Source organism: Jeotgalibacillus alimentarius, from assembly GCF_000829445.1.
GTDB classification, from domain to species: domain Bacteria; phylum Bacillota; class Bacilli; order Bacillales; family Jeotgalibacillaceae; genus Jeotgalibacillus; species Jeotgalibacillus alimentarius.
Window position 1 is genome coordinate 110,560 of the sequence record NZ_JXRQ01000017.1, and the last position, 23,539, is coordinate 134,098.

Consider the following 23,539-nt stretch of genomic DNA (forward strand, 5'->3'; position numbering starts at 1 on the left):
GTAGTGTGGAATTGATTACAACATTATGCCAAAGGAATATGCTTGTCAATCTGAGGCTTCCGAAATATTTTCGTCACATTTTGCAAAAACTTCGAAAAAAGTATTGTAATCTTTTAAATTCTGATTATAATAAAAGTAGGTTGTGCAATCGTTTCCACAGAATAATGTAAGCGTTTAAGTTTTTATTTTTTTGCATGTTGTGCAAACGGTTGTACAGACAAATGAAAAACACCTTTAGGAGGGGTCAATGTTGAAAAAGTATCTATCGTTTTTTGCAATGGTACTACTATTAATTGGAGTCCTTGCAGCTTGTGCACCGGATCGTGAAGAGTCTGGCGGTTCTACTGATGACAGCGGGGGCGGAGATTCAGAAGAAACAACTGGAGATCAGCCAGAAACACTTAGTGTATGGGTAAATGATAATGAAGATCAAAAAGTAGTACTTGATACACTTTTTGAAAAGTACACTGAAGAAACTGGAATCGAAATTGATGTAACACCAATGAACATGTTAGATCAAATTGAAGCTCTTAACCTTGATGGTCCTGCAGGTAACGGTCCTGACTTGTTCTTCCAGCCGCATGACCGTATTGGTAATATCGTCCTTCAGGGACTTGCAGCACCAATTAATCTTGGTGAAGCAGAAGGTACTTACTCAGAAACAGCAATTGATGCTGTAACGTATGATGGTGAAATTTACGGAGCTCCACTTGTTGTTGAAACTTATGGAACTTTCTACAATAAAGATCTAGTTGAAGAAGCACCTGCAACAATGGATGAGTTAATGGCGATTGCTGAAGAGCAGACTGATGCTTCAGCAGATCAGTATGGTTTCCTGATGGAAGCTGCTAACTTCTACTTCTCTTACCCATTCTTCGGTGCAAATGGCGCTTATGTATTTGCAAATGAAAATGGCGCTTATGACGTTGAAGATATCGGTCTTAACAATGAAGGCGCTGTAGCTGGTGGAGAACTGATCCAGTCATGGTACGAAAATGGTTATATCCCTGTTGAAATCAACCCTGATATCATGAACGGTCTATTCACAGACGGTAAAGTCGGCGTTGCTATCACAGGTCCTTGGAATATTCCTGCATATGAAGAAGCACTTGGTGACAGCCTTGGAACTGCAATTCTTCCAACAGTTGACGGAACAAATGCAACATCATTTGTAGGTGTTAAATCTTGGATGGTTTCTGATTTCTCTGAAAATAAGGATGCAGCAACTGATCTTGCGCTATTCCTTACAAATGAAGAAAATTCTACAGCATACTTTGAAGGTGCCGGCGAGCTTCCAGCTAACCAGGCAGCACTTGAAAGTGAAGCAGTTACATCTAACGAACTGATTGCTCCATTCGCTGAGCAGATTCAATACGGAACACCAATGCCATCTGCTCCTGAAATGCAACAGGTTTGGGATCCAATCAACAATGCACTTCTATTCATCGCTCAAGGTGAAGAAGTACAACCTGTACTTGATGAAGCAGTACAGCAAATCAAAGACAATATTGCAGCAGCACAGCAATAATATTCATGACGATGGTGGATAGAAGGATTCCCTCCTTCTATCCACTCACTTTATAGAGAGAATTTCTCTCTGCAATGCTCATTCGGGAGGCGATGACATGTCAACTGCTAATCCAACAGCTAAAAAGAACCACAACCCCAAATTAGCTGTCATTTTATCTATACTTCTTGCAGGTTTAGGTCAGTTGTACAACCGCAGATATGTTAAGGGTGCTTTATTCATTATCCTTGAAGTTTCCTTCATCCTGACGCTTGGACAGTTTATTAACTATGGTATCTGGGGCATTATGACACTGGGTACACTTGCAGGTACAGACCATTCAGTATTTCTATTAATCTATGGCTTTGTTTCATTAATTCTTATTGCTTTCGCCATCACTCTTTACATAGCGAATGTGAAAGATGCTAAAAGAGATGCGATCCGTCTAAGAGATGGAGAAAAGACACCAACCTTCAGGCAGGCAGCAAAAAATGTGTGGGACACTGGATTCCCATATTTCTTTGTCACACCAGGACTTGTCATGCTTGTATTTATCGTTGTATTACCACTTTTATTCACAGTGGCACTTGCGTTTACAGATTACACGCAGTATAACCAGCCGCCGAGAAATCTTCTGAGCTGGATCGGTTTTGAAAACTTCGGACGTCTGTTCTTTGGCAGCGGAACCGGAGACAGTAATATCTGGCAGGACACATTTATCAGCGTATTTACCTGGACAGTTGTGTGGACAGTAGTCGCAACAACGCTTCAGATTGCACTTGGATTATTCCTTGCACTGCTTGTTAACGATCCACGTATTAAATTTAAGCGTTTAATCCGGACAATTCTAATTTTACCATGGGCAGTACCGGCTTTCGTTACGATCCTCGTTTTCGCAGCAATGTTTAATGATCGTTTCGGAGCAATAAATACGGACGTTCTTGCAATGTTTGACCTGGCGATTCCGTGGTTACAGGATCCATTCTGGACACGCATTGCGTTAATTATGATACAGACATGGCTTGGATTCCCATTCGTCTTCGCTTTATTCACCGGGATTTTACAGAGTATTTCTAAAGACTGGTATGAAGCAGCAGATGTTGACGGGGCAAGCCGTATGCAGAAATTCAAAAGTATCACACTTCCTCACGTACTGTATGCAACAGCACCGCTTTTGATTATGCAGTATGCAGGAAACTTTAATAACTTTAATATCATTTACCTGTTTAATGAAGGTGGTCCGCCTGTCCGCGGTCAGAATGCGGGCGGTACAGACATCCTGATCTCATGGGTATTTGACCTGACGTTTGAATTGAACCAGTATAGTATGGCAGCTGCCATTACGTTGATCCTGGGGTTAATTGTTACCGGTTTTGCCTTCTTCCAGTTCAGAAGAACAAGATCCTTTAAAGAGGAGGGGAATATTTAATGAGCAAGAAAATGAAATCGAACGTAGAAGTAGCACTGATTTATTTATTCCTGGCCTTTATGGCGGTTGTCATAGGCTATCCTCTTTTATGGACGGTTGGCATGTCACTGAATCCGGGAACAAGTCTCTATTCAGCTCAGCTGATCCCTGATAACTGGTCACTCGTACATTATAAATGGCTGTTCACAGATCCAAGCAGTGATTATCTGCTCTGGTATAAAAACAGTGTATTCGTTGCGATTGCGAATGCTTTCTTCTCAGTCGTACTGACATCATTTGTAGCGTATGCTTTCTCACGCTATAAGTTCACCGGCCGTAAATATGGTCTGTATGCATTCTTACTGCTTCAGATGTTCCCAGTTATTATGGGAATGGTCGCAATTTATGTCATGCTGAACATGGTGGGTCTGCTTGATTCACTAGTTGGACTTACTTTGATCTATATTGGAGGTCAAATCCCATTCAATGCATGGCTTGTGAAAGGATATTTTGATACAATACCTAAGGAGCTTGATGAAGCTGCAAGAATTGATGGTGCCGGACACTTAGGCGTATTTTTCAAAATTATGCTGCCGCTAGCAAAGCCGATTCTCGGTGTTGTAGCCTTATTTAATTTCATGGCACCATTTGTTGACTTCCTGCTGCCGCGTATTATTCTCAGAAACCCTGACAACTTTACGCTCGCACTTGGATTGTTTAACTTTATCAGTAATCAGTTCGACAATAACTTTACGCGATTTGCTGCGGGATCTATTTTGATCGCTGTACCGATTGCGCTTGTCTATCTGTTATCACAGCGTTACCTGATCTCAGGACTTACTGCCGGTGGTACAAAAGGTTAATCGCTGATACTGATTGATTCTTACAGACACATAGCTTACGTAACTTCGGAAAATTTTCCGTTAAAGGAGGAGGGGCAGAGGTGAGAAGAGTCAGCGCTCTTTTACTCATCACTATCCTCCTTTTTAATAGCGCTTTTTTAAGCTCAGCAGGCGCTGTTGAAAAGGAAGAGAGAAAGTGGCAGGATGAATCAATTTATTTTCTGATGGTGGACCGTTTTTCAAATGGTGATACATCTAATGATTTAGTAGTGGATACGCAGGACCCATTGGCATATCACGGAGGAGATTTTCAGGGGATTATTAATGAACTGGATCACATTGAAGAGATGGGCTTTACAGCAATCTGGCTGACCCCGGTTTTTTCTAATGAAGAAAAAGGGTATCACGGCTACTGGATTGATGATTTTTATGAAACTGAAGACCATTTTGGTACAATCGAAGAATTCAAAGCGCTTGTTGATGAAGCGCACGACAGAGACATAAAAGTGATTCTTGATTTTGTTGTTAATCATACAGCACCAACTCATCCATGGGTGTCAGATCCTGAAAAAGAAGACTGGTATCATGTGGAGCAGCCAATCAGGGATAATAATGATCCTGAACAGCTGGAGAATGGATGGATTTACGGGCTGCCGGATCTGAATACGGAGAACCCGGAAGTGCGCGAATACTTATTTGACGCTGCAAAATGGTGGATTGAAGAAACGGATATTGACGGCTACCGTCTCGATACAGTAAAGCATGTGCCGACTGAATTCTGGACAGACTTTTCTTCTGAAGTAAAGTCCGTAAAAGATGATTTCTATTTACTTGGAGAGGTATACGATACGGATATACGTAAGATTGCTGAATATGCTGATACAGGTATAGACGGATTTGTCGATTTTCCTCTTGCAGAACAAATGAGAAGTGCTTTTCAAACAGTGGACCAGTCGACAGCAAGACTGTTCAATTACTGGGATTATAATCAGCAGTTTTTCGAAAACCCCTATCTGATGGGGAACTTTATAGATAATCATGATATGAGCCGGTTTACACGGCTTGCATCAGAACAGAATATGTTTCCCGGTACAAGATGGGAACTGGCAACTGTCTTTATGTTTACAGTGCCTGGCATTCCGATTATGTATTATGGATCTGAAATTGCTTTAGACGGTGGGGAAGACCCTGATAACCGCAGATTGATGGACTTTAATGTAGATGAAGAGCTGAAAGAATATATAGGTGATGTAGGAGAACTCCGTCAGGATCTTCCGTCACTGACCAGGGGTACGTTGAGTGTTCTCTATAATGAGCAGGGAATGCTTGTATATGAAAGGGAATATGAAGATGAGACAACAATTATTACGATTAACAACACGAGTGAAACGCAAACAGTAGACCTGCCTGTAAGTGATTACATGGATAACAGTGAATTGCGCGGTCTTCTTGGCGGTGACCTTGTCAGAGCAGAAGATGATCAGTTCAGAATCATTCTGGACAGAGAAGTAGCTGAAATTTATGTTGTTGCTGATGAAACCGGGATAAACTACGGCTTTTTAGCATTGATCGCTGCTGTCTGGATCTTCTTTATCAGTTTCTTCATATTTATGAGAAAAAGAGGGAAAAGAAAATCAGAGGCTTAGGCCTTTGATCTTAACATTTTGTAAGCGTAAACAAAATCGCAGGAGGTGACCATGATGTCTGTCACAATTAAAGATGTAGCAAAAGTGGCAAATGTAGCCCCGTCCACTGTTTCACGCGTCATTGCGAATAACCCGAGAATCAGTGAACAGACAAAAGTTAAAGTAAGAGAAGCGATGGAGCAGCTTGGCTACCACCCGAATTTTATTGCCAGAAGTCTTGCGAATCAGTCAACACAGGTGATCGGACTAGTCACTCCAGGCTCATCTGATGTGTTTTTTCAGAATCCGTTCTTCCCGACAGTATTAAGAGGGCTGAACGAAGGGGCGCATGAACATCAATATGCGCTGCAGCTTGTCACAGGCAAAAGTGAGGACGATATTTATAACGGAGTCGTTCAAATGGTGCAGGGAGGACGGGTGGATGGTGTCATCCTCCTTTATTCAAAAGTGGAAGACAGAATTGTCACCTACCTTCAGGAAAGAAATTTCCCATTTGTGATGATTGGCAAGCCGTATAAAATGGCAGAGAGCATTACGCATGTGGATAATGACAATATTCAGGCAGGCTTTGACGCGACAGAGTTTCTGATCGGTATGGGGCATGAGAGAATTGCCTATATCGGTGGGGATAAACAGCTGGTTGTGACAGTAGAAAGACTTCAGGGGTATAAGGATGCACTGGCGCAAGCCGGATTACCATACAGAGAGTCATATACCGTCCATGAAAGCTTTTTACTTGAAGGCGGTAAAGATGCAATATGTGCGTTAATGGAACTGCCGGTCAGTGACAGGCCGACAGCACTTCTGGTCACAGATGATCTGATGTCACTCGGTGTGCTAAATACGCTCAGTGAGCTTGATATGACAGTACCTGAAGACATCTCAATGATCAGCTTCAACAATGTATTATTCTCAGAAATGTCGAGACCTCCGCTGACTTCTGTGGATATTAATATCTTTCAGCTTGGATTCGAAGCGTCTGCACAGCTGATTAAAAGAGTGGAGGATAAAAGCGTGCCGCATCGCCGCGTCACTGTTCCGCATCATATTGTGAAAAGGTTTTCCACTGAATACGTGAAGAAATAAAAAAGAACCTGCAGAAGGTTCTTTTTTCATTTCTTCACTTTTTTTACGGCTTTATATCCAAGCATATTCACAGGATCCTTTGGTGCGCTGTAAGGAGGTGCATAAGCGATTTCAAGTGTCTGCAGATCAAGGACTGTCAGATTACCTGTAATCGCTGTGCTAATGACATCAATCCGCTTATCTGCTCCTTCTCCGACAGCCTGTGCCCCGAGGATCTTACCGTCATCATGAGAGAAGTGAATAACCAGTGAAAGCTTTGCGGCACCCGGATAATAACCCGCATGCTGTCTGGCAGTGAGTTCTGCAGTTTCAAAGGGTATTTTCATCTCTGTTAATGACGATGCACTGTGACCTACAACTGCAGCTGTCTGATCGAAGACTTTACAGATAGCAGTACCCAGGATACCTTTGAATGGGAGACTGTCACCGGTCATATGCCTCGCTGCGATATAAGCTTCCCGGTGTGCAACCCATGCCAGAGGAACACGCTTTGGCTGTGATGTAATGTAATCAATAGACTCGATCACATCCCCAATGGCATAGATATCCTCATCATTTGTCTGCATATATTCATTGACACAAACGCCGCCTGTTTCACCAATTTTCAAACCGGCTGTTTCAGCCAGATGTTTGTTCGGTTTAATACCGACAGCCAAGAGCAAAAAGTCAGCTTCGATCTCTGAACCATCTGACAACAATAAAGATTTATCTTCATTTATTCGCTTTACCGTTGCGTTCAGGTGAAGATCAATGCCTTTTTGAAGGAGCTCTTTTTCAAGAATTTCTGAGAAAGCCGGTTCGAGCAGATTCAACACGTGACCGGAGCGTTGAACGAGATGAACGTCAAGGCCTCTCTCTTTCATATTTTCAGCCATTTCAAGCCCGATAAATCCGCCGCCAACTAGACAGGCTGACTGATAACTTCTGCCGGAGATATGCTCATCGAGTTTCAGCATATCCTTAAACGATCTCAGGCTGTAGCAGTTACCGCGGTCAAGATGTTCAATATCAGGTACAATCGGAACTGCCCCGGGAGAATAGACCAGCTTATCATATGTCTCTTCATACATTTCATTTTGAATATGATCATTGATTGTAAGGGTCTTTTTACTTCGATTAATGCTGATCACTTCATGACGGATCCGCACTTCAATGCTTTTATCTTTTTGAAAAGACTCAGGTGTTGCAGCAATCAACTGCTCTTTCTCTTCAACAAAACCTCCGAGGTAGTAAGGCATACCGCAATTTGCAAAAGACATTGTTCCATCTTTTTCAAACACGATAATCTCAGCCTGATCATCAAGCATCCTCAGCTGGGAGGCGAAGGTTGCACCGCCTGCAACGCCTCCGATAACGAGTACTTTCATATTCATATCATTCCAATCAGCGTACAGATTTTTTGTTCAGGAAGAAAATAGCGAGTGTGCCGGGCCCTGCATGAGCACCGACTGCAGAACCGATCATACCTGTAAAGAATGAAGATGTGCCGAATTCATTTTCAATCATCGTTTTCATTTCTTCAGCAAGTTCGGCGTCATCACCGTGGCTGATGCCGATCATTTGCTGATCAAGCTGATCTCCGCGTTCATTCATGACTTCAATAATCCGTTTTAACAGCTTTTTCTTTCCGCGCAGCTTTTCAAGCGGGACGAGTTTTCCATCTTCAACGTGAAGCAGAGGCTTGATGTTTAAAAGTCCCCCGATAAAGGCGGAAGCTTTAGACACGCGTCCGCCTTTAGCAAGATAGTCAAGGTCTTCAACAGTGAATAAGTGCTCCATATGTTCGAGCTGAAATTGAACTTCATCTGTTATTTCTTCAAATGCAGCACCTTCTGACAGCATAGATGCCGCTTTTACAACAACCAGTCCATACCCGAGTGAAGCACACTTCGTATCAACAATGGTCAGATCAAGTTCCGGATATTCTTCTTTTACCTGATCTCTGATCATCACCCCGGTCTGATAAGTGCCTGAGAGTTCAGATGAAAAGGCAATATAAAGTCCTTTTTTACCGGACTTGGCAAGTGCAGTGAACTCTTCTTCCATCTTTTGCGGGCTAGCCTGTGATGTTTTAGGGTGTCCGCCATTTCTGATCGAATCAAAAACATCCTTAGATTTTATTGTAACCAGATCCTCGTATTCTTCTTCACCTATATGTACATGTAGAGGGAGGAGTGTTATATTATGTTCTGTGAAAAATTCAGCAGGCAAATCACACGCGCTGTCTGCAATCAGTTGGATATTCATATGAATCGCTCCTTTGTCGTTAGTCCTAAGTCTCAGTTTATCTATTTATTTGATAATTTACAACGACATTAGTGTATATGAAGTTAAAACAGGTAAAGAAAGAATAGAATGGACTTTTTAGAAGGGAAGGGTGAAAGGTGGCAGAAACAAAAGATGCTTTCAGCTTATCTAATGTATCAAAAGAAACAATGTGGCTTGAGACACAGAAGATAGCAGTTGTTATTATCGGAGCAATCCTGAATGCAGTAGCACTGAATTTATTTCTGATTCCTGCAAATGTCTTTGCAAGCGGATTTACAGGTGCAGCACAGCTTTTATCTAATATTTTTTATGAATTTACTCCTATTAATTTGTCAACTGGTATCTTACTGCTGATCCTCAATATTCCGGCAATCATACTAGGCTGGCTCAGGGTAGGGAAAATGTTTACGATCTATAGCCTTGTGTCAGTTGGCTTTACAACCATTGCGCTTGAAATTATTCCAATTATTGAGGTATCACCTGATATTTTACTGAATGCTGTTTTTGGCGGTGTCATTGCAGGTGTGGGTGTGGGGATGACGCTTAAGTGGGGTGCCTCTACCGGTGGTATGGATATTATCGCGATGATTTTATCAAGATTGAATGATAAGCCGGTAGGCATTTATTTCTTCGTGATGAATGCTGGTATCATTTTACTTGCAAGTGCGCTTTTTGGTTGGGAAAAAGGTTTGTATACACTTGTTACACTTTATGCATCTACGAGAATGATCGATGCGCTGCATACAAGACACGAGAAACTCACTGCGATGATCGTTACGGAAAAATCTTCACTGCTTAAAAAAGCGATTCACGATAAAATGGTCAGAGGAATCACAATTGTACCTGCACGTGGTGCTTTTGCAGATGATCCGAAAGAAATGCTGATTATCGTCATTACAAGGTATGAACTGTTTGAGCTGGAGAGAATTATCCATAAAACAGATCCGCATGCTTTTACAAATATCATTCAGACGACAGGGATCTTTGGGTTCTTTAGAAAAGACGATTAGTAGAAAAGTGGAGCTGAGGGAAGCATACTAGCCCCTGCGAACCGGAGCTGGACATCGTAGGAAAGCAGAAGGCGCTTGCTCAGCTCCGACCGCGATTAATAGTAAAACGGCTGTCTCTAAAATAGAGACAGCCGTTTTACTTTGTATAGCCGTTCCGCTGCGCTTCAGGCGGATGCTTTCCGGACGGTGGACCGTTTTGTGGTCCGATATGGCCTCCTCACCTTCGGTTGCGGGGTCTCAGCTTCCCTCTAATCGTCCCGGAGTCACCGCCTTCCGCTCCGCTGCACTAAGGTGTAAAAAATATTTGCACATTTAAAATGTTAGTTATATTAGAGACCAATGTTGTTTTAGCACAGCTGGTGATTGGAGCGGAAGGGGGACGACTCCAGCAGGAGAAGCGTGACATGTGAGACCCACAGACGCAACGCGTCGAGGAGGGCCGATTGAACCGGAGCCAAAAAGACGGCTCATGCGGAAAGCTTTCCCCCTGGAGCGGAAATCAACAGCCCTCTTTAAAAGAGAGTTTAAATGTCAGTACTTAATATTCAACCGGTCTTCAAGGAATAACGAAATACCATCTTCATTGTTGGTACCTGTAATATGCTTGGCTGTGGATCTGACACTGTCAATGCCGTTGCCCATTGCGACACCCAGGCCGGCGTAATCGAGCATTTCAAGATCGTTATCCTCATCTCCAAAAGCAATAATACGGTCTTTGGAGATACCGTAGTAATCAGCTACTTTTTTAAGTCCGACTGCTTTATTCAATCCGGACTTTACGATTTCAATGACATGCCACGGAGCACCCCATCGTCTGTGGTCAATCACTTCTGCGTGCACTTCACTTAAGTGATTTCTTATGCTGTCCACGTGTGCCTCATCAGCGTGGATAAGTAAGCTGGTAGGATTAGCAGGTAAATAGGTTCTTAGGTCTCCTGCAGTAATCGTCGGATTACCGAAACTGAAAATGTCCAGCAGCTTTTCATCATGATAATGAAGATACACATCATCAAGGATTTCAGCTACCATATTATGAAATTCATAGTCATGCACTGCTTCGACAATATCTTTTACAACATTCAGGTTCATTGGTTCGTGGTGTAGCCCCCAGCCCTGGTCGAGAGGGTGGTGGACATAGGCACCGTTAAAATTAACGATTGGTGTCTGTAGGCCAAGCTCTTTATAATAGGCTTCACTCGCCCTGAAAGGTCTGCCGGTTGCAATCATGACTTCATGACCGGCTTCCTTTGCTTTTAAGAGCGTCTTTTTTGTTCTCTCAGAGATTACTTTCTCATCTGTCAGTAATGTGCCATCAAGGTCTAATGCGATTAAATGTTTATCCATCTGAATACGCTCCTTCACTTCTAACGTCAACACCATTGTACCATTATTCAGATGTATAAGGTGAATGAGTATGCCACATATTGGTTATGTGATAATATATGAGCGAAAAGGTTGGAGAGGAGCAGCACAATTGATCGAAATACATAATAGAAGAATTGCGGGTATCCCTTGCCTGCATGTAGCTAAACAGCAATCAGATCATTCATCTGTCATTTTTTTCTTTCACGGATTCATGAGTGCGAAAGAGCACAATCTGCATTACGCTTACCTTTTAGCTGAAAAAGGGTTTGATGTGATACTCCCTGATGCAGCTTATCACGGCGAGCGGTCCGACGGGTCAGACGAAACGGTCATGAGTACGCGCTTTTGGCAAATCGTTGTCAGATCGATAGAAGAATTTAGTGCCATGAAAAAGGCGCTGTCAGATGAAGGTTATGCTAATGATACGCGGATCGGTGCAGCCGGAACGTCGATGGGCGGTATCACAACCCTTGGCGCTTTAAAAAAGTATGAGTGGATTCACACTGCAGTCAGCCTGATGGGTTCTCCTGCATACGTCGGTTTTGCCAAAGCACAGATTCAGCATTTTGAAAGAAATGGTTTCAAACTTCCAATGAGCGAAGAAGAGGTCAATGAACAGCTGAAGGTACTCGAAGCATATGATTTAAGCCTTCATCCTGAAAAGCTGAATAACCGTCCGCTCATGTTCTGGCATGGAAAAGCGGACACCGTTGTCCCTTATGAACCAACATATGCATTCTTTAAAGCCATCCACCAGTTATATGTTAAAAAAGATCATCTGCGGTTTATCTCTGAAGAAACAGAAGGACATAAAGTGACGCGTAAAGGGCTGTTGGAAACGGTAAAATGGTTTGATCACCATATGAAATCGTGACAGTTTCAGTCAGGCGAGATTTTTGGTATGATGGACACAAAGAGTTAAAGGAGTGATTTGATGGACCAGGATGTAAAAGACAGCATTATGGGTGCGCTTGAACAAGTAATTGACCCTGAACTGGGTATTGATATCGTAAATCTTGGCCTTGTCTATGATGTGTTTATGGATGATGCCGGAAATACAGAAGTGAAAATGACATTGACTTCTATGGGCTGCCCGCTGGCTCCTGTCATTGTAGATCAGGTTAAAGCAGCACTTGCTGATGTACCGGAAGTAAAAGAAGTAGATGTAAATATCGTATGGAGTCCGCCTTGGAGCAAGGACAACATGTCACGATATGCTAAGATTGCTTTAGGCATTACGTGATCAAAGCACAAAAACCGCTGGACCATTAGATGGGTTCAGCGGTTTTTTCTGTTTATGAGAGATTGTGGCTGTTGGCTGATTACGTTATGGCCGAATCATTAAAAGATGATGGTATTCATGTGTTAGCTTCAAGAATTTTCAGTAGAGATGATAGATAAAACCTACCCTCCGGAAAAGAGTGCCGAATTATAGTCAAAGATGTCAAAATAATTTCAATTGCTGATAGATATACATGAAAAGGTGAGCGAATCGCCACACCTTTACATACCCAGCCGTTACTACACAAAAAAAGAGGCTCAGCCGCCATGGCCAAACCTCTTACCAATTATAGTGAAACAATTTCCCTTATACAACGTATATAAGGAAACCAAATCTTTAAGAAATCCAAAGGACAAGCAGAACGATCGGTCCTACTGTCAGACAGTAGATAGCAAAATAAATCAGATTCCCTTTTGCCATGATATTCATAAACCACTTAAGTGAGAAGTACGAAGCAATCAGTGAAGCGATAAAAGCCAGCAGATATGGAATCCACAGGTCTGCGAGATTATCATCCGACAGAAGGTCTGAGAAGCTCAGAATCATTCCGCCAAGACTTACCGGTACAAAAAGTAAAAATGAGTATCGCAGTGCAGTTTCCTGATGAATACCGCGTGCCATCGCAGCAACAATTGTAGCACCACTCCGGCTGATGCCTGGAATTAACGCAACAGCCTGCGCAAAACCTATAATCACGGCATCTTTCATTGACATACCGCTTTCTCCGCGTTTTCCTCTCAGGTTTCTGATCAGAAATAATGCCACACCTGTAATCATTAATGTAATTGCGACTGTCTGAGGTCCGGATAAACGTGAAATATCTTCATCGAATAACACGCCGATTACACCGGCTGGAATGGTTCCGATAATCAGGTAAACAATAAAGTTAAATTCAGTCTTATCTTCAGGATTACGGGTCTTTATGTAACCGAGTCCTCTTTGGATCAGGCGCATGATATCTTCACGGAAAACGAGCAGAACAGCAATCAGTGAAGCAGAGTTTACCATCAATTCAAATGTAAAGTTATTACCTTCAATCTCAATTCCGAGAAAATGCTGTGCTAATAGAAGATGTCCGCTTGAAGAAATCGGGATGGGCTCTGTAAACCCCTGAAACAAACCGAGAAATGTAAATTTTAAAATGATCCATAACTGTTCAATATCCATAAAAATCCTCCATCTATGTTGCATCACATGTTCTTAATTTAACCACCGAAAAGAAAGGATGTAAAGCAGTTCTTCTTTACAATTTCATGAAATGAATGATAAAATATTACAAAGGTCAAAGAAGGTCAAAGGAGTGGTCAGATGAAACTCGATCAAATGACATATAGTGTTCAGAACGCTTTTGCAGAAGGCAAAGAGCTTGCCACGAACAGCAGGCATTCCACAATCGAAGTGGAGCACGTCTTTGAAGCATTGACGAGAAATGAATTTGCAGGGCGGCTGATGACAGGAATTCAGTTAGATATGGCTGATCTGAAGGCATATACAGCACAGAGACTCACATCTTTCCCGCAGATACAGACTGACGGTTACGACCCGGTTTTTACAGGTGACACGGGAACATGGCTTAAAAAGTCAGAAGAGATCATGAAAGAATATGAAGATGAGTTCTTATCAATAGAACATCTGCTGCTCGGACTAATGAAAATGACCCATCTGCCTGTGGCGAAGTACCTGATCAGTCACAGTGATGGTCCTGAGGCATTGAAAAAAATAACAGATGAAATCAGAGGAGGAAAAAGGGTGACAACTCAAAATCCTGAAGTTGCATACGAAGCGCTGACTAAATACGGGCGTGACTTAGTCGAAGAAGTAAAAAAAGGAAAGATGGACCCTGTGATCGGGCGTGACGCTGAGATCAGACACGTCATCCGGATTCTTTCAAGAAAAACAAAAAATAATCCAGTATTGATTGGAGAGCCTGGCGTTGGTAAAACGGCGATTGTAGAAGGACTCGCCCAGCGGATCGTCAGAAAAGACGTGCCTGAAGGCTTAAAAGATAAAATTGTATTCGAACTTGATATGAGCGCGCTTGTAGCAGGTGCAAAATTCAGAGGAGAATTTGAAGAAAGACTGAAAGCTGTATTAGCAGAAGTAAAAAACAGTAATGGACAGATTATCCTATTCATTGATGAGCTCCATACAATTGTAGGAGCAGGTAAAACTGAAGGTGCAATGGATGCCGGAAATATGCTGAAGCCTATGCTTGCCAGAGGGGAAATCCATTGTATCGGTGCCACAACACTGAATGAACATAGACAGTATATTGAAAAAGATCCCGCATTAGAACGGAGATTCCAGCAGGTGATGGTTCACGAACCGGATGAAGATGATACGGTTTCCATTTTAAGAGGGTTGAAAGAGCGTTTTGAACTGCATCACGGTGTACGCATTCACGACAGCGCAATCGTTGCAGCAGCAAAATTATCCGAGCGTTACATTACAGACCGCTTTCTGCCGGATAAAGCGATTGATTTAATTGATGAGGCATGTGCCATGATCAGAACGGAAATTGATTCTATGCCGCAGGAACTTGATGAATCATTCAGAAGAGTGATGCAGCTTGAAATCGAAGAAGAAGCACTCGCAAAAGAGAAAGATCCAGCGAGTGTTGAGCGGTTAAGAAAACTCCTGCTTGAGCTTGCAGAATTAAAAGAGCAGGCAGAAGTGATGAAATCAAAGTGGGAGAGTGAAAAGCAGTCGCTTGTCGGGATTCAGGAGAAAAAAGAAGAGCTTGATAAATTAAGAAGAGAGCTTGATGAGGCGGAAAACAACTATGATCTGTCTAAAGCCGCTGAATTAAAACACGGCCATATTCCTAAGCTTGAAAAGGAAATTACAGCACTTGAAAATGAACATGAGATGGGCCGGGGTGATAACAGGCTGTTAAGAGAAGAAGTATCAGAAGAAGAAATTGCTTCGATCGTTGCAAGATGGACCGGCATCCCTGTAAACAGATTAATAGAAGAAGAACGTCAAAAACTGCTTCGGCTTGAAGATACGCTGCATGAAAGAGTAATCGGTCAGCAGGAAGCTGTAACAGCTGTCAGTGAAGCCGTCATGCGGGCGCGTGCAGGGATTAAAGATCCTGACCGGCCGATTGGATCATTTATCTTCCTTGGACCAACAGGCGTCGGTAAGACTGAACTTGCCAAGTCTCTTGCTTTTACACTTTTTGACAGTGAAGAACAGATGATCAGGATAGACATGTCCGAATACATGGAAAAACACGCGATCTCAAGACTGATTGGTGCACCTCCGGGTTATATCGGATATGAAGAAGGTGGTCAGCTGACTGAAGCCGTCAGAAGGAAGCCATACTCAGTCATCCTTTTAGATGAAATTGAAAAAGCACATCCTGAAGTATTCAATATCCTTCTTCAAATGCTGGATGAGGGAAGAATAACAGATTCCAAAGGACGAACAGTGGATTTTAAAAATACGATCATTATTATGACATCGAACATCGGGTCAGGTCATCTGCTTGAGCATCAGGAAGAGCCTGAGCAGGCACGGGATCTTGTGATGGGCGAACTGCACCGTCATTTCAGACCTGAGCTGCTGAACCGGATGGATGATATCGTCTTGTTCAATCCTCTAACAGAAGATCATATGAAGGGAATCGTCTATAAGATGATTGAAGAATTGCAGGAGAGATTACAAGAACAGCACATTACACTTGAACTCTCAGACGAGACCGTTGCCTATATAGCAAAAACGGCCTACAACCCTTCATTCGGTGCTAGACCATTAAAGAGATATATACAAAAAGAAATCGAAACGCTTCTTGCGAAAGAATTGCTGAAAGGAAACGTAACGCCTCACAGTGATATCATCATCGAACGTGATCAGGAACAGTATAAAATCATTCATAAATAATAAAATCATGATCCCTATATTGGGGATCATGATTTTTTAGTGGTGCTCTGCAGGTTCAGGTTTCGGAATAACTGTGCCGATTACAAATAATAGAACAGTCACAACCACTGCAATGATATTAGCTGTCATAAATTCATATGGTACGCCATTCATTGAGCTTACTACATAAGCCATCATGTGTGTTAATAGGAATGTCCAGAACAAAGTCATAAAATATGCCAAGGGATTCACCTCATTTCAGAAAAATACATCGCTTTCATTTTAGCACAATTTTTTCGAAAAGAAATGGTCAATCAATGAAATCATTCAACATTTGAGTTAAGATAATGAAGCACTTAAACAGAATGCAAAGGAGAGATTCATATGGCAGATGATAAAACAATGGAATTTATGCAGATCGCAATGAAGTATTTACCTGAAGCGAAAGCAAAAATGGACGAAGCTGGTATAGAGGTATCAGTTGAATCACTGCAGCCTTTTATGTCAATCTTTGCAAAAGCAATGAATGATGCTTATGAATTGGGCAAGGCGGACGCAGAAAAATAAGCAATTGATCACAGCATTGTGAGGGAAGACCGTGACTAATTTGTCACGGTTTTTTTGTTGGGGCACAGGGGGGACGGAGCTTCTTATGCCACTTTTATAATCATTTTCATTTCGGCACAGCAAGCTCCGTCCCTCCTGTGTCCCCTAAAAAATATTCATAAGTTGAAAAGAACTTCATTATCATATAATATTAGTACCAACTCATAATATTTGATCATACAGATAAAAAATATCAGAAAGAAGGAAGATATATGCGTGCAGGTGCTTTAGGGGTAGGGCGGTATTTACCTGAAAGAGTTGTGACGAATCATGATCTGGAAAAACAAATGGATACGTCAGATGAATGGATCCGGACTCGTACGGGTATAGAAGAACGCCGATTGGCAGATGATGAAACAGATACGTCAGATATGGCATACGAAGCTGCACTCAGAGCGCTTGAGAATGCGGGGACGAAAGCTGAAGACCTTGATATGATTCTTGTAGCCACGGTAACACCGGATAAGCCATTCCCGTCAGTAGCGACAATACTGCAGGAAAAGCTTGGGGCAAAAAAAGCGGCTGCGATGGATCTGTCAGCTGCCTGTGCAGGGTTCATGTATGGAATGGTAACAGCAAAGCAATTTATTGAAAATGCCGGATATCAGCAGGTACTTGTAGTAGGTGTGGAAAAGCTCAGCAAAATTACAAACTGGGATGACCGTAATACAGCTGTTCTTTTCGGAGACGGTGCCGGTGCAATGGTCCTTGGTCCAGTGGATGATGATAAAGGGATCCTTTCATTTGAACTTGGTGCTGACGGCTCAGGCGGTAATCATTTGTACCAGGGTGAAGAAGGTATCTATATGAACGGACGTGAAGTATTTAAATTCGCTGTAAGACAAATGGGCGAATCAAGTATCAATGTCCTTGAAAAAGCAGGGCTGACAAAAGAAGATGTAGATTATCTGATTCCACACCAGGCGAATATCCGAATCATGGAGGCTTCAAGACAAAGACTTGATCTGCCTGTAGAGAAAATGTCTATGACAGTGAATAAATACGGTAACACCTCAGCAGCGTCCATTCCGATCTCATTAATAGAAGATCTTGAAGCAGGACGAATTAAAGATGGCGATCTGCTTGTCATGGTAGGCTTTGGTGGAGGCCTGACATGGGGCGCAATTGCTATGCGTTGGGGAAGATAAGTGGACAGAAGAGGGATAGACCCTTGCTCTGCGTGTACACTTTGTGGGGAGGGTAGACCCCGCTTCTACCCATTAACCGATCGATTATATAAGTAGGAGATGACAATCATGACAAAAAGACGTGTAGTAGTGACTGGTCTTGGTATGGTATCACCAGTAGGAAATGATGTGCATACATCATGGGAGAGTATTATCAATGGAAAGTCCGGCATCGGGGAACTGACAAGACTGAATCAGGAAGAATTTCCTGCAAGAGCAGTTGCTGAGTTAAAAGACTTTAATATAGAAGATCATATAGAGAGAAAAGAAGCACGTAAGATGGACCGTTTTACTCATTACGCGATTGTTGCTTCACGTGAAGCTGTAAAAGATTCTTCACTGGATATTTCGTCTAATGCCGACCGTATAGGTGTATGGATCGGAAGTGGAATTGGTGGAATGGAAACATTTGAAAAGCAATTTGAAACGTTCCAGAAGAGAGGGTATAAGCGGGTCAGCCCGTTTTTCGTCCCAATGATGATTCCGGATATGGCTGCCGGACAGGTTTCTATTGACCTTGGTGCTAAAGGAATGAATTCATGTACTGTGACTGCTTGTGCGTCGGGAACGAACTCAATTGGAGATGCATTTAAGGTGATTCAGCGCGGAGATGCAGATGCTATGATCACAGGCGGAGCCGAAGCGCCAATTTCACAAATGGCAATGGCAGGTTTTACAGCGAATACTGCACTGACGTTAAATGAAGATGTGACAAAAGCAAGCCGTCCTTTTGATAAAAACAGAGATGGTTTTGTCATGGGAGAAGGTGCAGGTATTCTCGTATTAGAGGAACTTGAACATGCTCTTGCAAGGAATGCAAAGATCTACGCAGAGATCACCGGGTACGGTTCTACAGGGGATGCTTATCATATTACAGCACCTTCTCCTGGAGGCGAAGGTGGTGTTCGTGCGATGAAGCAGTCTCTTGAAGATGCTGGACTAAGCCCTGAAGAAATTGGCTACATTAACGCGCATGGGACAAGCACACCATATAATGACAAATACGAGACAATGGCAATTAAAGAAGTATTCGGAGAACACGCCTATAAGCTAGCTGTCAGTTCAACAAAGTCTATGACAGGACACCTGCTTGGAGCTGCCGGGGGAGTTGAAGCGATATTCACTGTGCTTGCAATCAAAAACAGCGTCCTTCCTCCAACAATGAACCTCGAAGAAGCTGATCCTGAATGTGATCTGGATTACGTACCGAATGCGGCCAGAGAGCAGGAAATAAAGGCCGCAGTCAGTAATTCCCTTGGTTTTGGCGGTCATAACGCAACAATTGTATTTAAATCTTATGAATAAAATTGATATACCGGAGCGGGGTTTGCTAAAGGCAGCCCTGCTTTTTTATATGAATATGAATGAATATTCATGCATCCTATTGTAATATAATTCACTTTACCTATTAAAGTTATATATGTAATAGTGTATTATGTTTATTACAACAATATTTTGAGTGTGAAAATATTTTAAAAATTTTTTTATTTCGACAAAACTCATTGAAATCAATGTTTCAAGCATAGTAGAGGGGGGGAATTGCAAAGATTTAGAAAAAACAAGTTGAAATTGTAATCTATCTGTAATAGTATTTTATACAAATAATATAAATTGATTGAAAATAAGAAATATTAGAGGTGTTCAAATGGTTAGAAAAACGGCAGGACAGAACGAGACACCACTTTTAGAGATCAAGGAACTCCAGACAGGGTTTAAGATTGGCAAGAATTATTATAACGCTGTTGAAAAAGTTTCCTTGAAAGTCGACAGGAGAAAAATTGTCGGAATAGTCGGAGAATCCGGCTGCGGTAAAAGTGTTATGTCACTGTCCGTAATGCAACTCCTTCCACAGGGAATCGGAAAGGTCCGTGGAGGAGAAATCAAATTCGAAGGCAGAAATCTTGAAAAATTATCAGAGCGCGAAATGAACAAGATCCGCGGTAAAGACATCTCGATGATTTTCCAGGAACCTATGACTGCTCTTAATCCGGTTTTTACAATCGGTTATCAGATAGAAGAAGTGCTTCTCAATCATGAAAAGATTGATAAAAAGGAAGCGAGAAAGAAAAGTATCGCTTTACTTAAAAGTGTAGGAATCCCAAGACCTGAGAGTATTGTTGAAGAATATCCTCACCAGTTATCAGGTGGGATGAGACAGCGTGTGATGATCGCAATGGCGATTGCTTGTCAGCCGAAACTTCTGATAGCGGATGAGCCAACCACTGCACTGGATGTTACAGTTCAGGCGCAGATTCTGGAACTGCTTAAAGATATCCAGGAAGTGAACGACATGGCCATCATTATGATTACGCATGACCTGGGCGTCGTCTCAGAAATCTGTGACGAGGTCATTGTTATGTACGCAGGAAAAATTGTTGAAAGAACAGATGTAATGGAACTGTTTGATAATCCTAAACATCCATACACGCAATTACTGATGAATGCCATTCCAAAGATGGATGAAGAAGTAGAAACACTTGCAACAATTGAAGGGCTTGTGCCTTCTATACAGAAAATGCCGCAGGTTGGCTGCCGCTTCGCAAACAGATGCCCTAAGGCAATGCCTGAGTGCACGCAGATTACACCTGCCTTAGCAGAAGATGAGCCTGGGCATGAAGTTGCCTGCATTCTATATGAAAATAGTAAACAGCCTGAAAGGGTGGGTGACAGATGAACATGACAGAGACGCGCGAGACTACCGCTCAGCCGCCTGAAACTGAAAAAGAAGTGCTGCTCGATATCCAAAACCTGAAAACATACTATCCAATCAAAGGCGGGTTCCTCAAGAGAACGATTGGTAACGTGAAAGCTGTAGATGATATCAATATCCAGATTAAAAAAGGTGAAACAATGGGTCTTGTTGGTGAATCAGGATGTGGAAAGTCAACAACCGGCAGAACCATCCTCAGACTGTTAACGCCGACGGAAGGAAAAATTCTTTTTGATGGTAAAGACATTACCAACATCAGAGGCAACGAGCTGAGAAAAGCGAGACAGGATTTCCAGATGGTATTCCAGGATCCTTATGCATCACTGAATCCTACACAAAGTGTAGGGGATATCGTCTCAGAACCTATCCGAAACTACCGTAAAGTAAGTAAAAAATCTTTAAAACCGGAGATTCTTGAACTGCTCAGACGCGTAGGTCTCCCGGCTGAAGCATATGACAAATATGCGCATGAGTTCTCAGGTGGTCAGCGACAGCGTATCGGAATTGCCAGAGCACTCGCTCTGAAGCCGAAACTGATCGTAGCAGATGAGCCAGTATCAGCACTTGATGTATCCGTGCAATCACAGGTACTGAATCTGCTGAAAGAACTGCAGGATGAATTTGACCTTACATTCTTATTTATTGCCCATGACCTTAGTGTTGTTAAACATATGAGTGACAGAATCGGGGTTATGTATCTCGGCAATATGGTGGAAGTAGCGACGAATAAGAGTCTTTATGCCGAGCCGCTTCACCCTTACACCCAGGCACTTATTTCAGCAATTCCGGAGACTGATCCTAAAAAGCGCAAAGAACGTATCGTGCTTCAGGGAGATGTGCCATCACCTGCCAACCCGCCTTCTGGCTGCCCGTTCCATACGCGCTGCCCTATGGCAAAAGCAGAATGTGCTGAAATCAAACCTGCTTTAAAGGAGGTGAAACCTGGTCATCACGTAGCTTGTATTCTTTACTAAAACTTAAAACCAATTTGGGGGGAACAAAATGAAAAAGAAATCGCTATTGCTGATGCTTACTTTGCTTCTTGTACTATCTGCATTCCTTGCAGCTTGTAGTTCAGGAGACAGCGCAGATGAGCCGGCTGACACAGAACCAACTGAAGAAGGTAACACTGACGATGCAGAAGGCGACACTGAAGGTGACGCTGGAGAAGCACAATCTGGGGGAACTCTTACATATGGTGTAGACGCTCCACCTGAAGGCCTTTTCAACTGGGCATTCTACGGTATCGCAACTGATGCTGATATCATTGCACTATTTGATGAAGGTCTAATCGAATATGATGAAAACCTTGCACCTCAGCCAAACCTTGCGAGCTGGGAAACAGAAGATAACAAAACATACACATTCACATTCGAACAGGGTGTAATGTGGCACGACGGTGTTGAGCTTACAGTTAATGACTGGGTATTCGCACTTGAAACAATCGCAGATCCGGACTATGATGGTCCCCGTTATGCTAACGTACAGACAATCGAAGGTGCGCCAGCTTACCGCGCAGGCGAAGCAGACAGCATCTCTGGTCTTAACGTAATTGATGATTATACAATTGAAGTAACATTTGATGAAGCACGTATTAACAATCTTGTTAACGTTTGGGCTTACCCAATGAACCGTGCGCAATTCGAAGGTATTCCTGTAGCTGAAATGTCAGCTTCTGAGCAGGTACGTACGAAGCCTGTAGGTCTTGGACCATTTAAAGTTGACAGCATCACTCCTGGTGAAGCTGTAATCATGACGAAGTTTGAAGACTACTGGAAAGGTGAGCCAAAGCTTGACGGAATCAACGTTCAGGTTATTGATAACACTACTACAGTAGGTGCACTTGGAAATGGCGATATCGATATGATTTCACTTCAGCCTGTTAACGGTCCTGAAGTAGAAGAACTAGAAAATGTTGAAATTGTTACTTACCCAGGTCTTTCTTATTACTACATTGGTTTCAAGCTTGGAACATTCAATGCTGAAACAAATGAAATTGTTGAAGACAAAGAAAAGTATGCTGATGTAAATCTTCGTAAAGCAATGGCACACGCTATTGACCGTCAATCTTGGATTGATGCATTCTTCTTCGGATATGGTTCACCTGTAAATGGTCCAGTACCATCAAACCACTGGATCGCTGCAGACCCTGAAGAACTTGCAACTTATGAGTATGACCCTGCAAAAGCAGAAGAACTTCTTGCTGAAGCTGGATATGAGGATGTAAACGGCGACGGATTTGTTGAAGATCCAAATGGTGAAGAATTTGTTGCTAAGTTCTCTCACTACGCTACTGGTAACCCGACTTTTGAAACACGTGCACAGGCAATCGTTCAGTTCTGGCAGGAAGTTGGAATTAACGCTGAGCTTGAAATGGCAGAAGTTAACCTTTACTACGATATGATCGAAAAAGATGATCCATCTATTGAAACATTCTTTGGCGGCTGGGGAACTGGCGCTGACCCGGATCCAACTGCTCTATGGGGATCTGACCAGCTTTGGAACTACCCACGTTACAAGAATGAAGAGTCTGACCAGCTTCTAGCTGATGCACTTGACCTTGAAGTTGTCGGTGACGATCAGGAAGCACGTAAAGACCTTTATGTACAATGGCAACAAATGGTGGCTGAAGATGTACCAATGATCTTTATCGCTGAACTTGAAGAAATTGTTGCTCTTAACGAGCGCGTTCAAGGCGTTGAATATGACGTTTCAGGTTCAAACAGCCCACACGAATGGTCTATCGCTCAATAATAGT

Annotated in this window: 20 protein-coding genes; 15 read left to right on the top strand and 5 right to left on the bottom strand. The window is 42.5% G+C overall.

Annotated features, from left to right (window positions below; translation table 11 throughout):
- Window positions 1–250: 250 nt before the first annotated feature.
- The 5 genes from KP77_RS07760 (at window position 251) to KP77_RS07780 (ending at window position 6,489) form a co-directional block, all read left to right on the top strand.
- Window positions 251–1,528, top strand: a complete 1,278-nt coding sequence (locus KP77_RS07760; RefSeq protein ID WP_041122510.1) for a sugar ABC transporter substrate-binding protein — start codon at window positions 251–253, stop codon at window positions 1,526–1,528.
- Window positions 1,529–1,625: 97 nt separating this feature from the next.
- A complete protein-coding gene (locus tag KP77_RS07765; RefSeq protein ID WP_041122155.1) occupies window positions 1,626–2,936 on the top strand; it encodes a carbohydrate ABC transporter permease in 1,311 nt (436 codons plus the stop codon).
- On the top strand, window positions 2,936–3,778 hold the full coding sequence (locus tag KP77_RS07770) for a sugar ABC transporter permease (RefSeq protein ID WP_041122156.1): 843 nt from the start codon (window positions 2,936–2,938) through the stop codon (window positions 3,776–3,778). Before KP77_RS07765 ends, KP77_RS07770 begins: the two co-directional genes overlap by 1 nt.
- Window positions 3,779–3,858: 80 nt before the next feature.
- Complete coding sequence (locus KP77_RS07775) at window positions 3,859–5,403, top strand: alpha-amylase family glycosyl hydrolase (RefSeq protein ID WP_041122157.1); 1,545 nt, start codon at window positions 3,859–3,861, stop codon at window positions 5,401–5,403.
- Between the two features lie 54 nt (window positions 5,404–5,457).
- Window positions 5,458–6,489, top strand: coding sequence for a LacI family DNA-binding transcriptional regulator (locus KP77_RS07780; RefSeq protein ID WP_041122158.1), 1,032 nt, complete (start codon window positions 5,458–5,460; stop codon window positions 6,487–6,489).
- Between the two features lie 26 nt (window positions 6,490–6,515).
- Here KP77_RS07780 and KP77_RS07785 read toward each other — a convergent pair whose 3' ends face one another.
- The gene (locus KP77_RS07785) at window positions 6,516–7,856 is read right to left on the bottom strand and encodes a CoA-disulfide reductase (RefSeq protein ID WP_052474032.1); all 1,341 of its coding nucleotides are present in this window, start codon (window positions 7,854–7,856) and stop codon (window positions 6,516–6,518) included.
- Window positions 7,857–7,872: 16 nt separating this feature from the next.
- Window positions 7,873–8,736 carry a DegV family protein gene (locus KP77_RS07790; protein WP_041122160.1) on the bottom strand — a complete coding sequence of 288 codons (864 nt, stop codon included), beginning with the start codon at window positions 8,734–8,736 and terminating at the stop codon, window positions 7,873–7,875.
- 188 nt (window positions 8,737–8,924) lie between these two features.
- Here KP77_RS07790 and KP77_RS07795 point away from each other — a divergent pair, with 188 nt between their 5' ends.
- Window positions 8,925–9,767, top strand: coding sequence for a YitT family protein (locus KP77_RS07795; protein ID WP_041122511.1), 843 nt, complete (start codon window positions 8,925–8,927; stop codon window positions 9,765–9,767).
- Between the two features lie 531 nt (window positions 9,768–10,298).
- Here KP77_RS07795 and KP77_RS07800 read toward each other — a convergent pair.
- The gene (locus tag KP77_RS07800) at window positions 10,299–11,111 is read right to left on the bottom strand and encodes a Cof-type HAD-IIB family hydrolase (RefSeq protein ID WP_041122161.1); all 813 of its coding nucleotides are present in this window, start codon (window positions 11,109–11,111) and stop codon (window positions 10,299–10,301) included.
- A gap of 130 nt (window positions 11,112–11,241) precedes the next feature.
- Between KP77_RS07800 and yjfP the strand changes: the two genes are divergently transcribed.
- Together yjfP and KP77_RS07810 are read left to right on the top strand one after the other, a co-directional pair.
- The gene (gene yjfP / locus KP77_RS07805; protein WP_041122162.1) at window positions 11,242–12,006 is read left to right on the top strand and encodes an esterase; all 765 of its coding nucleotides are present in this window, start codon (window positions 11,242–11,244) and stop codon (window positions 12,004–12,006) included.
- A 60-nt stretch (window positions 12,007–12,066) separates the two neighbouring features.
- Window positions 12,067–12,375: a metal-sulfur cluster assembly factor gene (locus KP77_RS07810; protein WP_041122163.1), complete on the top strand. Its 309-nt coding sequence runs from the start codon at window positions 12,067–12,069 to the stop codon at window positions 12,373–12,375.
- 375 nt (window positions 12,376–12,750) lie between these two features.
- On the opposite strand, the gene KP77_RS07820 is transcribed toward KP77_RS07810, so the two are convergent.
- A complete protein-coding gene (locus KP77_RS07820) occupies window positions 12,751–13,581 on the bottom strand; it encodes an undecaprenyl-diphosphate phosphatase (protein ID WP_200889060.1) in 831 nt (276 codons plus the stop codon).
- Window positions 13,582–13,722: 141 nt separating this feature from the next.
- Between KP77_RS07820 and clpB the strand changes: the two genes are divergently transcribed.
- A complete protein-coding gene (gene clpB, locus KP77_RS07825) occupies window positions 13,723–16,299 on the top strand; it encodes an ATP-dependent chaperone ClpB (RefSeq protein ID WP_041122165.1) in 2,577 nt (858 codons plus the stop codon).
- Window positions 16,300–16,335: 36 nt separating this feature from the next.
- Here the strand turns inward: clpB and KP77_RS07830 are convergent, their stop codons facing one another.
- Complete coding sequence (locus KP77_RS07830; protein ID WP_041122166.1) at window positions 16,336–16,521, bottom strand: YjzD family protein; 186 nt, start codon at window positions 16,519–16,521, stop codon at window positions 16,336–16,338.
- Between the two features lie 141 nt (window positions 16,522–16,662).
- Between KP77_RS07830 and KP77_RS07835 the strand changes: the two genes are divergently transcribed.
- The 6 genes from KP77_RS07835 (at window position 16,663) to opp4A (ending at window position 23,535) form a co-directional block, all read left to right on the top strand.
- A complete protein-coding gene (locus KP77_RS07835; RefSeq protein ID WP_041122167.1) occupies window positions 16,663–16,845 on the top strand; it encodes a ComZ family protein in 183 nt (60 codons plus the stop codon).
- A 251-nt stretch (window positions 16,846–17,096) separates the two neighbouring features.
- Window positions 17,097–18,032: a beta-ketoacyl-ACP synthase III gene (locus tag KP77_RS07840; protein ID WP_041122168.1), complete on the top strand. Its 936-nt coding sequence runs from the start codon at window positions 17,097–17,099 to the stop codon at window positions 18,030–18,032.
- Window positions 18,033–18,140: 108 nt separating this feature from the next.
- Window positions 18,141–19,376, top strand: coding sequence for a beta-ketoacyl-ACP synthase II (fabF, locus tag KP77_RS07845; RefSeq protein ID WP_041122169.1), 1,236 nt, complete (start codon window positions 18,141–18,143; stop codon window positions 19,374–19,376).
- A 340-nt stretch (window positions 19,377–19,716) separates the two neighbouring features.
- Entirely contained in the window at window positions 19,717–20,745 is a 1,029-nt protein-coding gene (locus KP77_RS07850; protein ID WP_041122170.1) for an ABC transporter ATP-binding protein, read from the top strand.
- A 2-nt stretch (window positions 20,746–20,747) separates the two neighbouring features.
- Complete coding sequence (locus tag KP77_RS07855; RefSeq protein ID WP_152614707.1) at window positions 20,748–21,755, top strand: ABC transporter ATP-binding protein; 1,008 nt, start codon at window positions 20,748–20,750, stop codon at window positions 21,753–21,755.
- A gap of 28 nt (window positions 21,756–21,783) precedes the next feature.
- Entirely contained in the window at window positions 21,784–23,535 is a 1,752-nt protein-coding gene (gene opp4A / locus KP77_RS07860; protein ID WP_041122171.1) for an oligopeptide ABC transporter substrate-binding protein, read from the top strand.
- The last annotated feature ends 4 nt before the right edge of the window (window positions 23,536–23,539 follow it).